We start from the raw sequence: 15,854 nt of genomic DNA, 5'->3' as shown, positions 1-15,854 counted from the left end.
CATTCAAGAATCCTCGTGAGCGCGCTGGCGGCCGTTGGCGTAGCGGCCGTTGCGGTGGGCGGCCAGTACGCGGGCGCTGCGCTCTTCGCAAAAATGCAGCACTTGCCGTCGTCGGTGGTTGGCATCTTTACGTTGCGCGACTACTGGCATGCCTATGGCGATGTACCTGCCGTCAAGAAAGCGCTTGCCGCATGTACGTTTGTGTCGATGGCCATTCCCGTTGGTGCGATCACGGCTGCTTGCTTTGCTGCGTTCGGTACGGCCAAACGCGAGCTTCATGGCAGTGCTCGGTTCGCGAAGGCGCATGAAATCCGCAAGACCGGATTACTCGATGGCGAAGACGGCAAGCCCGCGCTGATCGTCGGCAAGTATCGAGGCAAATATCTGACTTTTCCGGGCCAGCAATTTGTCATGCTCGCCGCGCCTACGCGATCGGGGAAAGGCGTGGCAGTGGCGATCCCGAATCTCCTCACCTATCCGGATTCGATGGTCGTCCTGGACTTGAAGCTGGAGAACTATAAGTACACGTCCGCCTACCGGCAAAAGTATGGGCAGAAGGTATTCCTGTGGGCGCCCTTTGCGGAAGATGGCAAGTCGCACGGGTGGAACGTGTTCGACTCGATCGCGCATCGCCCGGAGCATCTTCGCATTGGTGATGTGCAGGCGATTGGCCTCAAGTTCTATCCGACCAATGTCGAGGCTAAAACCAAGTTCTGGAATGACCTGGCGCGCAATCTGTTCGTGGGTCTGAGTCTCTATCTCATGGAGACCGCGACCCAAGAGCGCTATTGCACGCTTGGCGAGATCTTCCGTCAGTCGTCCGGCATGGGCAAGCCGATCAAGGAGCACATCACGCAGTTGCGGGCCACCAAAGGTCTGTCTGAGGCCTGCACCGGTGCATTGAACCGTTTCCTCGCGTCGGGCGATGAGGTGCTGTCTTCGATCTTGTCGACTTTCAATGCGCCGCTGCTGATCTTCGATAACCCAATCGTCGACGCCGCAACCAGCCATTCATCATTCGACATTAACGAAGTGCGCCGCCAACGCATGACGATTTACATCGGCATTCAGCCGAACCGGCTCGACGACGCCGGATTGCTAGTGAACCTGTTCTTCTCGCAGCTGACCGATTTGAACACATCGGTCCTACCTGAGCACGACCCTTCGCTGAAATACCAGTGCACGCTGGTTTTGGACGAGTTCACGGCGATCGGCAAGGTGAACATCATCGATACATCGAACGCCTTTATCGCGGGCTTTAACCTGCGGCTGCTGACGATTATCCAGGCGATTTCGCAGATGGAGCGGCCCTCGTTGTATGGCAAAGAAGGCACGCGCACGCTGGTGGTGAACCATGCAGCCAAAGTCGTCTATCCACCCAAGGATCATGGCGAAGCGAAGGACCTTTCCGACGCCCTTGGGTTTTTCACCGAGACCTCGGTATCGAAAAGCAGAACCCCGGGCAAGCCGCGCGGCGAAAACCATTCCGACCAAAAGCGCGCGTTGATGATGCCGCAGGAGCTCGAGGAGATGTCGCAGGACGAGCAGATCCTGATGGGCTTCGGCAAGCCGATTCGCTGTAAGAAGGCTTTTTACTATACCGATCCCCTCTTTGTCGACCGTCTCAAGGAAATGAGCCCATCGCTCCGTGCCTTGGGCGATGAACTGCCAACTGAGGCGCAGCTCAAGCAAGCCGCTGGCGCAAACGAGCTCTGCACGAGCGATGTGCCGGTCATTGATCCGATCGAATGGCAAGCGAAGCGGCGCACCGCAACCGTAGCACGCCGTGCGGATGGTACGCGCGTCGCGCGTGCGACGGATCTCGTTGCGATGCGGGATGCCGAGGTGTCGGTTGCGCTCGCGGCCGCGCTCGCTGAAGGCGTTTATGCCGACTTGCTGGAACTGACCGGCATTCAATTTAACTTTGCGGATACAGCTAGCCGGGCGAGTGCGCCTGATGGCACGCGTTCGCCTATCCAAGAGGAACTGACTCATGGCTGAAAACAATCCTGTTAATGCATCGAGGGAAGGCAACGATGCTACCGGTGCAGCGCCGAACACACCTGAAACGCCCGAAGTGGTCGCAGTGAGGGAGGCCCGCGAAGCCTTCTTTGCGAGGGCTCGCGACGGCCGCGTAGCACCTGAAGGTGCCGCCCCCGATGATTCACATGTAACACCAGCGCTTCAGCCAGCACGCCAAACTGATCCGAACGGCTTGCCGGACGCTATCGCGTCCCCTCAGGAGCGGATCGCTTCGCGTAATAGCGGCGACGGGTTGCTGGCCGTCGGTGTGTTATCGGACCTGGGAGGAGAAAGAGCCTACCGGGTGTGGGCGTCAGGGGACTCCGAAGATCTGAAGGCGATCACCGATCCGCAAGCGCGCGAGATAGCTTTTGAAACGATTGTCGACAACATGCGTATGCCGCAATACCGCGAAGCGTTGTCGCTGGTCGATTATGGTCTTGAGCGCGAGGCACTGCGGGTGCTCATCGCACGCGGAGAAGTCGATGTTGAAGGACCGGCGTTGGGGATCGACGGCGTTGTGGAAGCACCTGCTGCGGCCGCCCCCGGTGGGGTGCACAGCGTCGACTCGAATGAGCCCGTTGCGCCAACCCAGGCAACTCGTGAAGTGGCGGACACAACGCCGAGCGGTGTACTGTCGGAGTCAGCCACGAAAACCCTGACACCTGATGCGAGCGGTCCGCAGGCTGAACCGTTAGGGGTCGCCGCGTCCTCCGATCCCGTCTCAGCTGTCGACGTCCCAGCGAATTTGCAGGAGACAAATGCCACAGATGCCACACCGGAAGCAATACCGCGCGGAACTCCGGCCGCGGCCACCAGCGAGGCAGTCGAAGAAAACGCCATAGAGGCGGTACCGGCACCGAAGCTCGAACAGTCACCCAATGAGGTGTCGGACGCTGAGAAGCGTCGTGAGGCGGAAGACAAGGCGCCGCGTCGCAATGCTGGAGCGTGGTTGCTGGACGCATTTACGCGCTCGCTTATTGGTCGTGACCGCCCGGACAGCGGTAACGAAATATTTTCGCCGGCGGTCATGACCAAGGACGGCTACGCCATACCTGAGGCTATTGCCTCGCGATACGTCGTGCGCGATGGCGATTTCTGGCGATTCGACGAAAAAGATCCCGGTAACTCCGATAACCACAAGCCGAAGTTCACCGACAAAGGCCCCCGCTTGGCCACGGGTGGAGAGGACCGGGGTACGGCAGCTGACATGGTGACCGTCGCGATAGCGAAGGGCTGGCAACAGGTCACACTGAAGGGAACCAAAGTGTTTCGCCGTAACATGTGGATGGAAGCCACGCTGGCTGGCATGAAAACGCACGGATTTGAGCCTCAAGAGCAGGATCGAGCGATGCTTGAAGAGGCACGGCGTGAACGCGACGCGCTGATCATCACGGCCGGCAAGCGCTCGCCTTCAGCCCCCCAGCCGTTGTCGCCATCGACATTCGCGCTGACACCCACACCGGCGCCGAAACAGGCCCCGGACGACGCACGCAGCGGACCCTCTAATGTCGCGCCAGCCGTAGCCACATCCGAAGCGGCGATATCTCCGGAGCCGCAATCAACTGATGCCGCGACCGCTGCTGCCTCCCGTGCAACTCCTGTGGCTCCTGTGGCTCCTGTGGCTCATTCATCGCAGGCAGTGGCAGCGGCGGCAACCGTTCCTGAAGCCCCAGTCAGACGCGCCGCTGACGAAACGCGCCCCGCGCCAGAGCAAGTTGGTCAAAGCGTGCTGTTGGGGCATGGTGCCGCGCCATATAAAAATGACAAGGACAACGCTGACAGCTACTACGTTTCCTATAGCGATCCCGACGGGGCAACGAAGACCGTGTGGGGAAAGGATCTGGAGCGAGCAGTCCGCGACTCAGGCGTGCAACCAGGCGATGCACTGACACTTGAAAATCTTGGCTCCCGCCCAGTCACCGTCAACCGGCCAGTCAAGGATGTCGACGGAAAGGTCATCCGAATCGATCAGATCGATACGCGCCTGAACGTCTGGGAGATACAGAAGCAAGAAAAGCAGTTACCCGGAAGCCAGGACCTAGCAGCCGTCGCGATGAACGTCGCAGGCTTGCGCGAGCAAGTCGAGAAGGCGCTTGCGGGTCAGCCCGATAACGTCGTGCGCGAAGTGATGGACCGGCTGGCAGAACGCCTACAGGCCGGAGTCGCGGTGCAGGCTGAGCATCAAAAAGCCGGCTCTGCCGCGCAGGACCTGAAGCCTGCGATCGACACGCGCTTAGCGCAAGTTGATGTTGACCGCGAGGCTCGTCAAATGGTCACCGAAGTGCCCAAACCAAAACGCAACCCAGAGCGCGACGTTGCCAAGCAAAGCGCGCCGAGCGTCGCTCGCTAATCCCGATGATCGCCGGGCGCAACTGTAGATAGCTCTGGCGCCTGGCTAACGAGGAAACATGTAATGAAAATCGCTGTCATCAATTTCTCTGGAAACGTCGGCAAAAGCACCGTCGTACGTCACATGCTTGCTCCCCATATGCCGCACGCGCAAGTGCGTGCGATCGAGTCAATCAACTCAGATGAGACGAAGGATGCGACTCAAAAAACGCTGCGTGGTGAAGAATTCGGAAAGCTCTACGCATGGTTGCTGTCGGTCGACGATGCCGTGGTCGACGTCGGCGCATCGAATGTAGAGGATTTCATTGGGCTGATGTCCGACTATGCGGGATCGCAGGAAATATTCGACTTGTACGTCGTGCCGACGGTGCCCGATGCGAAGCAACAGAAAGACACGCGTTCGACCATTGAAGAGCTTGCCGCATTCGATGTCGAACCTTCGAAAATTCGTCTCCTGTTTAATCGGGCGAAGAAAAACAGTGTGCTCTCCGATGAATTTGCACCTCTGTTCGAATACCACAAGCGTGCGCGCACGTTTGTCCTGAACCAGCAAGCCGTCCTGATGCAAAGCCCCGCCTACAGTGCGGCGGGCGCTGCCGGAAAAACGGTGAGTGAACTCGCCGCGAGCCGCGATGAGCTGAAGGCAAAACTGAGCACGATAACGGACCCCGACGAGCGGTTCGAGTGGACCCAGTTGCTTGCCGACTCGGCGCTGGCTGCCGGCGTCAGTGCCCAAATTGATCGCGCTTACCTCGCCCTGCTGGACTGATCATGAGCGCGGTTCCGACACATTCCGACGACACGAAAAGTCCGACAGCGCTATCGCAGCAGCAGAAGGATGCGCTGATTGGCGAACTCTTGGGCGATGTGCTCACTTTGCACAAATCCGTGAAAGATCTTTCGTCAATCGTGAGCGACACCGACCAGCGGCTCGCCACCCGCGTCGTGGAGCTACGCGCAATCAGTGGTGAGCTCTCCCACGCCCGTGAAGCGGCGTTCGCGCAAATCGCTTTGCAAGCGCGCACTCAAGCGCAAGAAGCGTTCAAGGAGTCGATGGGCGCGCTACTCGGCAAGCTTGAAAACACCTTGCAGGACGTGCCTCGGACAGTCTCCATGCTGTCAAAACGGCGCTTCGTCGAGCTGTCGGTGGTCGCCGTCGCGACCGGTGCGATTACGCTGGCGGGCACGCTTGCCGGTGTCTGGATGATGTTTCGTTAATGCACCCATCTATGCCATTCCAGTTCGATGCGACGCGCGCAGGATTCCAGTTTGACGCGCAGGCCCTCACGGGTCACGCATGGTCGGTCGCTCAACGCGCGACGATCGCCACCCTGCAGGCGTTTCACGCCGGCATCGAGGGCTAGGGCGTGGATGCGGTGGGCGTGGCGTGGGAAGCGTACTCATCGGATATCCACGCGAGCCCATGGGCCGATATGGCGCGCGCCGGAGACGGTTGGTTCCTGACGTACATCTACATACGTCAGCTGCGCCCGGAGCTTGACTTTTGGACGACCCGATTTACTAAAAAACAGTTCAGCACATACGCTGAATTGCAACCGTGGACCGTGAACGCACCACTGCCGCAGTGGGCAATCCCGGACTCGGTAGAACCGCGTGAAGAAGATAACGCCATAACGCGAAAGTAGTTTTTCAACGTAGTTAACAAGGAGCAAATCATGGTGAATCGAGTAACGCTGACTGGCCACCTGGGTGCCAACCCGGACGTGAAAGACCTCAGCGCGGGCGTCGTAGCAAATTGCCGGCTCGCATCGACTGACTACTACAAGGACCGGGCGACCGGCACCATGAAAGAGGCGACGGAATGGCACCGCCTTGTGTTCTTCGGGCGTCACGCCGAGATCGCACGAGACTTTTTGGTGAAGGGCTCAAGGATTTATATAGATGGTCGCTTGCGGACCCGCAAATGGTCCAGCAATGGACAGGACAGGTATACAACTGAGATCGTTGTCGAATCCCTCGAAATGATCGGTGCACCACGTGGTCAAGCGGTGTCAGAGGTCGACACCGACGCGGGCCCGTCACTGTCGAGCGACGATGACGACTGGGTTCGTGCGTATGACGATGCAGCGGTTTCCCAGGGTACCGCAAAGTGAAAGATCCTCTATCTGGTGTCGGTGCCGTGGTCGCGTGTGTAGCGCTTCAAACCAGCGCGACCGTGCAGCGCATTGCGCGGAGGGCAGGCTATTTAGACTGGCCCGCCGCCGCCTCAAAACCGGTGTCGGCCGCTGATAAGCCTGCTTGTTTTCTTGACTCGGGCTTCTCGCCAGAAGGAAGTGCCGAGCAATGGGTCTATCGCGCAATCGGAAGCGCGCAGCACTCGATTCGCTTGGCGGCGTACTCGTTCACCTCACGTGAGGTTGTGCGCCGGCTCATCAATGCAAAGCGCCGTGGCGTTGATGTCGCAGTAGTGGTCGATGAACGCAGCAACGTCGAGTATGACCGTTCGGGCCGCACCCATGCAGCTCTCAATGCACTGGTTGCCGCTGGCATTCCAACTCGGGCGCTGGCTGCTTATCGCGTTGTCCACGACAAGGATTTCGTCGTTGACGGGGAGACCGTCGAAACCGACTCATGCAACTTTAACGACTCGGCCGCACGGTGCAACAGTGAGAACGCAGTGGTGATCTGGAATTGCCCTGCGACCGCGAAGGCGTTCCTCGATCACTGGCAAAGCCGTTGGAATCAAGGCGTCGATTACCAACCGTCGTAGCGAGCGCTGATCCCCATATTTGAAGACCAACAAACAATGAAACGAACCGACCATGATTGTCGTTCAAACGTTCGCGGCATCGCAATCCCGCTGTCCATCGATCAGCCCGCAGTAGTCGAGTTTCATGGATCGCCAAGCTGGGCCGTAAACCTGCCATTTTATTTGAAGTGCGCATTGGCCTTGTTCATTGGTTTGGCAGTTGTGTGGAAGTCAGCCGCGTGGCCCACGCTCGTTCCGCTCTTTCTGTTGATGGCGGGGACGATCGAAATCGCTATCGCTATCGGCCTGCGTGCGGCGACGACAGCCCAGACGAACATCGCGATAGATAGCGTTCGCATGACCATGCGCTATGGCATTTTGAGCCGACGCGTCGCAAGCGTTGAGATGTACCGGGTCCAAAACGTTGAGTGCGTGAGCAGTTGGTGGGAACGGCTGATGGGCTTCGGGACGCTGGTTGTCGAGAGCAGCGACGTCAATCATCCGCGATGGATCTTGCGTGGCATGCCTGATGTCGAGGCTTTGCGAGAATGGATGAATCTTGCAGCGATCGCGCGGCGCGACGCCAAAGGTATTCGCGAAGTCAACATGGGGCGCGTGTGATGGCCGACCGAGTGACGGCTGAGCAAGTGACGGCTCAGCGAGTGACGACTGAGATCAAGCGCGGTCGGCCACGCAAAGAAACAAAGTTTGATAAGCCAATCGCTTTCAGGTTGCCACTTGCGGATCGTACTGCTTTTCTCGTGAAGGTTCATGAGTCGGGATTAACGCAGGCTGAATTCTTTCGTCAGTGCGTGCTCACGAATCGCACGAAGGTTATCGCACGAGCGGCTCCTAGCATCGATCGAAATCGCACCGTATTTGTTGTGAACAAGGCGGGAAATAATTTGAACCAGATCGCTCACGTGCTCAACGCTGCCCGACTTGATCAAAGTGCTTCTGAGACCACGTATCTGGCTGCGCTCGATACGTTGGAAAGCATCGAATTGCTGCTACGGGCGCACCTGAAGAATGTTGATTAGACCGCAAGGGCGCCACGATGGCGTGAAAAAATATCTTGAGGACGGGCGCAAACTTGGCCGCGAGCTCGAACGTGATGAGATGGATGAGCGCGTCATTCTCGTCGGCGATCTCGAGCTAACCAATTCGATCATTCAGTCGATCAACGTCGCGTCAAATGTTGACCGGTATTTGTCTGTCACCTTGAGCTTCAAGGAAGACGAAGTGAGTCGCGAAACACTTCTCGCAATCACCGAGGAATTTCGTGCGTTCGTTTCTGCCGCCTATCGCCCGGACGAAATCAATTTCTACGCTGAAGCCCATTTGCCGAAGGTCAAAAGCTATCTCGACGATGCGTCGGGAAAGCTTGTTGAGCGCAAACCGCATATCCATGTGGTGATACCGAAAACAAATCTCATCTCTGGCGGTCATCTTGAACCGTTGGGCTTCGTTAAGTCGAACATCGATTTCATTGATGCGTTTCAAGAGCACATCAACGCGAAATATGGGCTAGCCAGCCCGAAAGATAACCGTCGTATCGAATTCTCGGACGCGTCCGAGATGATCAGTCGATACAAGGGTGATCTTTTTAAAGGTTCGAGCCGTGATCTAAAGGAGACGCTTCTGGGTTCGATGCTCGACAGGAAGATCGAGCAGTACGACGATTTCATGGCGTTGCTCGCTGAGCATGGACAGACGCGCCTGCGCAACCAGGGGCGCGAAAACGAGTATCCGAACGTCAAAGTGGCCGATGCGTTGAAAGGCGTGAACTTGAAAGATCACGTGTTCTCGCGCGCGTTCGTCGAATTGCCGACCGCTGAAAAGCTTATGCAGCTGTCGGCCGATATTCAACCTAAATACGAGTCGAGCGGTACTTCGCGTGAGACGGCGCCGGCGATTCTCAAAACGCTCGCGCAGTGGCATATGACCCGCGCGCTCGAAGTGAAATATCTGAATAACGGCAACACCAAAAGCTTCCCGGCGTATCAGGCGGCGTCCGTCAATGAACGCATGGCCATGCTCGAACAACGGCGCGACGCTTTCTATTCAAAACATTTGGAGGATCTTCATGAGTCAGGATCAGAACGACCATCAAGCGGACGATCAGGTGGCACGCCAAGCAGCGCATCTGGCGGAAGTACGCGAGTCAGTCCGCGAAGAGTCAACGAACACGGCGCCGGCGACCGACGTTTTCGCGGCGATGGACGACTACATGAATTCGACCGAGGTCCTAAAATCAGATCTCGAGTCGATCCCCTGCTCGATGGCGGGAGTGATGCCCAATACCCACGCGGCCCCGGATCAGGAAGCCCTGCGGGACTCCCGCCCGATGCCCGTCGCGACGTCCGAAGCGGACCACGCGGCGCTACCGAACGCCAGCAGCATGGCGCTTTCCCAGATTCCCAAGGAACGCCGACCCCGGCCCTCAACGGTATGCGAGGTATGTCCGGCGTCCCTGTGGACCGCTTCACCCTACGACGTGCAGTGCTGGTGCCGCATCATGCACTTCACCAGCTGGAGCACGAACGCGCCGTATCACCGGATAGCGTGCGACGGAATAGCCATCGCGAGCGAGCAGGCGTAAGGAAAACCGGCCGACGCGCCGATAGCGTGCTGTCCCAGCGTATGCGCGACGAGCGCGAACGGATCGTGCAGCGGTCCGCCGGCGACGAGTATTCGGTCATTCGCTCGAACCTGGATCCGCGTCGTCTTCTTGCTGAGCTCTCGCACAGCCACGGCGTGCGGCCGGAGAAATACGGGATCACGCAGGGTCGCGATGGCGCGAGCCGGATTCGCGCCGGGGCACGGCATTTAAACGTCTCGGATTTTCTGACCAAGGAACTTCACCTGCCCTGGCGCGACGCGTCCGATATCCTCCGTGGTTCGTACCAGCGCCAGATTTCGGGCGCAGCGATCCCCATGACCCACGAGCTTCCACGGGCCGCACTCTGGCGCGAGTACACGACCGACCGAGACGTATTCAGGCGCGCGCGACAGGACGCCATGGCGACACAGCAAACCAGCGAACAATCACGCCGCGCTCAGATCAAGCAGACCTTCAATATTGCTCGCGACGCAGCACGCAACAATCTTGATTTGCGGCCGTCCGGCCGACGCGCACTGGTGTCGATTGCCCGAATGACTAAGGCAGACGCAGAACAAACGTTGCGCGGTCAGATTCAACTCGAGCGCGATGCGCTGATAGCGAAGTACGGTCCGCGTCAAGGCGCGTCGTTTGGCGAGTTCTTGCAAGCACGTGCACAAGCCGGCGACACCCGCGCATTGGTCGAGCTGCGCCGGATACGGCCGACGACCCCGGAGCCACCTCAGCCCGAAGAAAACTGGATCATGCCAGTGGGCGAGGAGCACGCGCGCGGGAAGCGACAAGCGCCCACCGCAGAGGACAAAGCAACCGCGAGCGAATCCGGCTATGACAACCAAATCATCTACCGGGTGCCGCACTTGAGCTACGAAGTGCATCGGGACGGCGTCGTGACCTATCAACATGATGGGCGCAGCGTGGTTCGCGATCACGGATCCGCTGTTCGCGTGCTGAAAACGGATCCTGCAGCCATCGAAGCGGCATTGCGCCTCTCGCAAGCGAAGTTCGGACCCGTGCTTAAGTTGCAAGGGCCCGTGGAGATGCAGCGGGAAGCAGCGAGAGTCGCCGCCGAAGCGGGGTTATACGTGGAGTTTTCCGACAATTTGCTTAACGACATCATGTACGCCCGGCGCGTCGAGTTGATAGCAGACCGTGCGACGGTGCTTGAGACGCGATCGAAAGATCGCTCACGCAGGCGCGACGCGCCAGCAAAGCCGACGCCGGCAGGTAAAGACCATGCGCCTGATCCCGTCCTTGGCGTGAACTCACCGCCGGATGAAGACTTACGGCTGTCTAGCCGGTCTGGTCATACGTTATAACGGTACGGATTGCGCAAGCTCGCCGCTTAAAAAGCCGATCAAATCATTGCCGCGAGTTGCTGTGATCGGCTGCGCAAGGGACGATGGGCGCGCCGACAAAGGAGGTTATCTTTGCCCTCCATTGTCGTCTGGTCGACAGCGAGCGGCAAGTTTTTCGAGTCTGCTGTGAGCTAGGTTCCCCTTGGCCAGCGGCTGGCAGAAGTCGACCCACAGGTGCCGTGCAAGGTCTCGACGGGCGAGTGGCAGCTTTCAAGAATTCTCGGCCATATGATAACTCCTGCTTCGCTGACAATACCCGGTTGAAGGCAAATGCCGCCGGGCTTAGCAGCATTCGCACCGGATTCACTTTCTTCTGCAACGAGTGGCAGAAGATTGCAAGTGATGGGCGCTTTATCGCTACTGCTCGCGTAACGGCGGACAACGGCATCAATGAATGATTGCAATCGGTAAACCACGCTTGCTGATCGGCTTGCATGGCTGCGATACTTCCAGCCTCCCAACATCCGACACCGAGGTTTGCTTTGGACCATCAAGCCCACAATGTCAACGGAAAACCTGACGCGCGGCCTCTTTCCGCAGAAGAGTTGTTGGCCGCGCTTCATTCCAAGTTCTCGGCAAATTTCTCCAACACCCGCACGATCCACTCTCTGGCGGGTACCCTCGAAGCACGTGCCCGCGCCTTGTCGTTAGCAGGCAAGCGGCTTGATAGCCTGGCTGGCGATGCTATTCATCAGCATGAGCTAGCAAAATATATCGACGAGATCTTCGGCGACTCGATGTGCGCCACCTATCTCTCATGCTGCGGATTAGACGTCGCTGCTCGGATGCTATTGCGCCGATCGCTAGAACTCGGTCTGGTGGTTGCTGCTTACTGGGATGCTCCGGTCGATTTTTGGAATTGGCGCGAACACGATGGGGATATCCGCTTCACAACACTGTGCGCCTATATTGAGAGCGACGGCTACACGACGCTGTGTCGCAAGCAAGGAAAGTCGGAAGAGGTAGACGTGAAGCCGACCATCAAAACGCTAGAGCGGCTATATTCTGTTCTCAGCAACGTCGTTCACCCGAAGCCATACAATTTTTCGACAACGCAGGAGCGGATGTATACGGCCGATCCCGAAGAAGTGCGAAAGACCCTTGGTTATGCGGTGGAGACGCAACAAATCATTGCAACCATCCTTTGTTGGCGTTTTCCCGACTTTAACGACATATTGACCAGCGCACCCAAAAAATAATGGCCACAAACTCATCGCCTCCAGACTATCTTGAAGCCGCCCGATCTGAGGATCTCAAATCACAAGAGGTTCGTGATTTGGGTGTAGTAACAGCGTTTGAACGGGATATTATCGACAGTCTGAAAGGGCCTGGCGCACATCTGCTTCAGGGTGCTCGGGGTGTCGGAAAGACCACATTGTTGAGATTGGCGGAAACGGAGATAGATTTCGACTTCGCGCACAGTCGGGTGTTGGCAGTTTACATAAATTTCAAAACGAGTACCCTCCTTGAGGGTATTTCCGCGGGGCAGAAGAACGCATTCCAAATCTGGGTTAATACGAAAATACTTCAGAGTGTTCATGAGAAGTTAGTCAGTTTTAGTCTGCTGAGCGGGAAAGACACCCACGACCCATACGAGCGTGTGTTTGGTATTTCCGGGGTAGAACAGACAGGCACCTTCCTTACCACAAAGCTACATCAAATTCAAAAACTTGCGTTTGCAACGGACCGGGCAGCGGTCGAGCGCGAATTGGGCGAAGATTTTCTCGATAACTTATTTGATCCTTCTTTCTTAGGATCTGTGCTAAAGGAAGTTACCGAGCGCTTTTCGTTAAATCGGACCGTTCTGCTGTTCGACGAGGCCGCTCACACATTCATTCCGTCGCAACAGGAGATTTTTTTTGAGTTGTTCAAATATTTGCAGGGCGGGCAGATATCGTGTAAAGCAGCCGTATATCCAACGGTAACTTCCTACGGACGAAACTTTGAAGTTGGGCACGATGCTTTAATTCTTTCCATGGACCGTTACGAGCCAGCCGGCACTGCTCGACGTTTGTATAGGCAGCAATTTCGAGAGATAGTCGACAAACGGCTGCCGCCGCATTCTAAGAAACGCAAGGAAATTTTTGCCCGCGGAGAGCTGCTGGATCTGTGTGTCGATATTTCGACCGGAAACCCACGCGCTTTCCTGCACATCTTGAATGAAGTAATTCGGACTGGCTTCAGCGCTCGAGCGATTTCCTTGGCAGCGCAAGACTATGTCGATAAAGAACTGCTTCCCTATCATTCAAATTTGGAAAAAAGGCTTCCAAAATACAGCTCTCATGTTCGCGTCGGAATGGAGATGCTCAGGCACTATATCATCCCCGAAATCAGGAAAAAAAATCGCTCAGAGACAAAAAGTCGCTATCAAGCAGCGGCCTTTACCTTACCGATCCGAGATGTCTCGCCAAATCTCCGACTCGCTATAGACATTTTATGCTATTCGGGCACCCTCCTAAGCAAGGGAACCGTGAAAATTGCGAATCAAAAAACCGGGCAGCGGTACGTCGTTAACATTGCTTTGTTGCTTAGTGAAAGAGTGTTTTCAATGGGAGGCCTCAAAGAGAACCTTGATTCTATTAGCTTAACGGACTACCGCGAATTTTCTGCTTCTGACGCGAACCTCGACTCGTACGTAACGGAGCTAAATACGTCGGGTGAAAATTGTGTTCAGTGCTCGACTCCTTTAATGCCCAATGCAAAGTTCTGTGCACAATGCGGATGCAAGGTCAACGACAGCATTTCCGTAATATCCGGTTTGTTAGAGGATGGTGTTGATGAGTTGTCGATATCACCGAGTATGAAGAAGCGAATTCGCCCTCGGTTCCCGAAAGTGGGTCACGTAGTTCAAGCGAGTCGCGAAGAGCTCATGGCTATTGACTACATTAAGGATGTTCGATCAAGAATAATAAAAAATGCTGCGGATGAGTATATTTCGGGATAACCGCGAGAGGCATGCGACTTCAAGGAGTGGAATTAGATTTTTACCGCGGCGCGCCTTCAGATCCATCGCCTTCGAAAAAAGCCACGGCCTTGCTGTACGCGACGCTTTTCTGGGATGCGAAAAGATACTCAGCCCGTACGCGGCGATCTCATTGACTGCCGGCAAGACAATTCGCGGAAGGAAACCGACGGTTCTCAAGCCGAATGACCGCAGTGAGATGCGAATAAGACGTTCAGGTGTATGCGGCGGTGCCGGATGAACGGCTGATGATGGCCGAACCCGTTCCGACGTTGAACTGGCAGAGTAGGGGCGATTGATCGGTCCGCGTCGGGCGGAAGTCGACCCACTTCTGCCGTTCGATGTTCATTAAATGAACGGCAGCTTTAGAACGAACCGCAGCAGTCATCCGTACCTCCGCAGCTACTGTCACAGTGTTGGCCGCAGCGGCCGTTCGGCGGACCGACGACTGGACGATCCGTGCCCGTCCGCGCCTAATAAACTCGAACGTTCGCTACGACGGCGAGGCCGGGCACCAGCGATGAGGCAAAAGCTCCTCGAAGTGACCGGCGGACTGTGCGGGTAAGCGTGCCAGGACATTTTTCGGATAAGCGTAGGCACCCTGATCATTGAGCCTGGTTTTTACTTTGGTAGTTGGAACGCCACCTTAAAATCATCGACCGTGCCTTTGAAAAGGTTGGCGTCAACCCTTTGTGGCTTCGCTTTGTTAGAGAATTGAGCTCGATCGCTGAATTGCCAAAGCGAAGCTACGGTTCCTTGCGGTACTCGTGGTTTTACAGTTAAGAGGGTATCTCTGCCATTTTTGTCATGTGGAACATAATCGGCAATCCATATTTTTGCGGTTCCGATTTTGGAGAATTTATTTTCATCTTTTATACGTTCTCGAACCCATGACTTAGCGGTGTAAATAACCGGTTTTTTCCCGGTCTCAGCTTCGACCACTGTAGCCCACGCGGTCAAGCGGGCGATGATCTCATTGGGAGCAACGATCTGCCAACAATCGTTATGTATCTTCCCATCAGCGCAGGGCACTTGTTGTCCCTTTTTATTTACTCGATGGTCCCATTCCAGATCCACAACCGCAGGTAAGTCATCGATCTTGCGTTGGTTTCCTATCGAAGCGAGTCGGGCATCAAGATTTTTGAGAAACCATTTCGCCTGCATTTCTCCACTCCCGTCTGCCGACAAGAAATGATAGGCACCTTTATAAAGCTTTTTTGAAGGGGGCAGTGCATCGATGCCTTTCCAGTAATCAACAAGCCGCGGATCATAGCCTGAAATGCCTTGGGACGCCTTAATATATACAAAGCGTGCGCCTTGGTCATATACAGTAGACCAATTTATCGAACAATTACATCCATCCAAGTTATGATGCGATACGTCAATACCGATTTGCGCCGCATCTCCATTTTTTGCGTACACAGCAACATCATCTGGGAATACGAAGTCTCTATCGAGCGAGCGTACCGCTTTGCCGCCGGCCGCTGTCGGTAAAATATATGTGGAAAAGAGTTGGCCTCGCGACCAATCATTCACGAGGGGTTCGTCTGCGAATGAGACAGACGACGCACAAAAAATCAAAACAGAGACTAACTTGGATGAGAGTGAACCCATTGCAGCGCTCCTATGAACACGTCAGATACACCAAAATATTGGTTGTTACACTGCAAGCATTGCTGTAGTCATAAAATTATTCAAAAAATTGAAGGGTGTGTCAAAATTTTAAATTCATCAAAAAATACTAATGCAACAGCGAAGTTGTGCGTTGCTACAGACCACGTCTTTGTTCATGGCGCATATTCAAAAACTTCCAACACTGTTTTACTCACT

At 56.0% G+C, this 15,854-nt stretch carries 14 protein-coding genes; 11 read left to right on the top strand and 3 right to left on the bottom strand.

All coding sequences use genetic code 11. The features are described from left to right. Positions 1-3: 3 nt before the first annotated feature. Positions 4-279, bottom strand: coding sequence for a hypothetical protein (locus tag ASG35_RS32205; RefSeq protein ID WP_235527662.1), 276 nt, complete (start codon positions 277-279; stop codon positions 4-6). Between ASG35_RS32205 and ASG35_RS19565 the strand changes: the two genes are divergently transcribed. The 11 genes from ASG35_RS19565 to ASG35_RS19510 all read left to right on the top strand — a co-directional run bounded on the left by ASG35_RS19565 (position 208) and on the right by ASG35_RS19510 (position 14,006). Continuing rightward, positions 208-2,001 (top strand): type IV secretory system conjugative DNA transfer family protein, encoded by a 1,794-nt coding sequence (locus ASG35_RS19565; RefSeq protein ID WP_082508524.1) that lies wholly within the window; start codon positions 208-210, stop codon positions 1,999-2,001. The genes ASG35_RS32205 and ASG35_RS19565 overlap by 72 nt on opposite strands. Continuing rightward, positions 1,994-4,375: an LPD7 domain-containing protein gene (locus ASG35_RS19560; RefSeq protein WP_056361312.1), complete on the top strand. Its 2,382-nt coding sequence runs from the start codon at positions 1,994-1,996 to the stop codon at positions 4,373-4,375. The genes ASG35_RS19565 and ASG35_RS19560 overlap by 8 nt, the downstream gene beginning before the upstream one ends. A 63-nt stretch (positions 4,376-4,438) precedes the next feature. Next, positions 4,439-5,143, top strand: coding sequence for a StbB family protein (gene stbB / locus ASG35_RS19555; protein WP_056361310.1), 705 nt, complete (start codon positions 4,439-4,441; stop codon positions 5,141-5,143). Positions 5,144-5,145: 2 nt separating this feature from the next. Further along, on the top strand, positions 5,146-5,592 hold the full coding sequence (locus ASG35_RS19550) for a hypothetical protein (RefSeq protein WP_056361307.1): 447 nt from the start codon (positions 5,146-5,148) through the stop codon (positions 5,590-5,592). Between the two features lie 458 nt (positions 5,593-6,050). After that, on the top strand, positions 6,051-6,488 hold the full coding sequence (gene ssb / locus ASG35_RS19540; protein ID WP_056361302.1) for a single-stranded DNA-binding protein: 438 nt from the start codon (positions 6,051-6,053) through the stop codon (positions 6,486-6,488). Then, the gene (locus tag ASG35_RS19535) at positions 6,485-7,105 is read left to right on the top strand and encodes a phospholipase D family nuclease (protein ID WP_235527621.1); all 621 of its coding nucleotides are present in this window, start codon (positions 6,485-6,487) and stop codon (positions 7,103-7,105) included. Before ssb ends, ASG35_RS19535 begins: the two co-directional genes overlap by 4 nt. Before the next feature lie 36 nt (positions 7,106-7,141). Beyond that, positions 7,142-7,705, top strand: coding sequence for a PH domain-containing protein (locus ASG35_RS19530; protein ID WP_056361299.1), 564 nt, complete (start codon positions 7,142-7,144; stop codon positions 7,703-7,705). Continuing rightward, a complete protein-coding gene (locus ASG35_RS19525) occupies positions 7,705-8,124 on the top strand; it encodes a plasmid mobilization protein (protein WP_082508481.1) in 420 nt (139 codons plus the stop codon). Before ASG35_RS19530 ends, ASG35_RS19525 begins: the two co-directional genes overlap by 1 nt. Positions 8,125-8,146: 22 nt before the next feature. Beyond that, entirely contained in the window at positions 8,147-11,023 is a 2,877-nt protein-coding gene (locus ASG35_RS19520) for an LPD7 domain-containing protein (protein WP_235527620.1), read from the top strand. Between the two features lie 521 nt (positions 11,024-11,544). Continuing rightward, positions 11,545-12,261 (top strand): hypothetical protein, encoded by a 717-nt coding sequence (locus tag ASG35_RS19515; protein ID WP_156393269.1) that lies wholly within the window; start codon positions 11,545-11,547, stop codon positions 12,259-12,261. Next, entirely contained in the window at positions 12,261-14,006 is a 1,746-nt protein-coding gene (locus ASG35_RS19510) for a zinc ribbon domain-containing protein (protein ID WP_056361291.1), read from the top strand. The genes ASG35_RS19515 and ASG35_RS19510 overlap by 1 nt, the downstream gene beginning before the upstream one ends. Positions 14,007-14,238: 232 nt before the next feature. Here the strand turns inward: ASG35_RS19510 and ASG35_RS31510 are convergent, their stop codons facing one another. Both ASG35_RS31510 and ASG35_RS30890 read right to left on the bottom strand, forming a co-directional pair. After that, positions 14,239-14,412 (bottom strand): hypothetical protein, encoded by a 174-nt coding sequence (locus ASG35_RS31510; protein WP_156393268.1) that lies wholly within the window; start codon positions 14,410-14,412, stop codon positions 14,239-14,241. A gap of 233 nt (positions 14,413-14,645) precedes the next feature. Further along, positions 14,646-15,560, bottom strand: a complete 915-nt coding sequence (locus ASG35_RS30890; RefSeq protein WP_162244425.1) for a GH25 family lysozyme — start codon at positions 15,558-15,560, stop codon at positions 14,646-14,648. Between the last annotated feature and the right edge of the window lie 294 nt (positions 15,561-15,854).

Source organism: Burkholderia sp. Leaf177, assembly GCF_001424345.1.
Taxonomy (GTDB): Bacteria; Pseudomonadota; Gammaproteobacteria; order Burkholderiales; family Burkholderiaceae; genus Caballeronia.
Note: the sequence above shows the minus strand (reverse complement) of the source record. Positions and strands in the feature narration are given on the sequence as shown.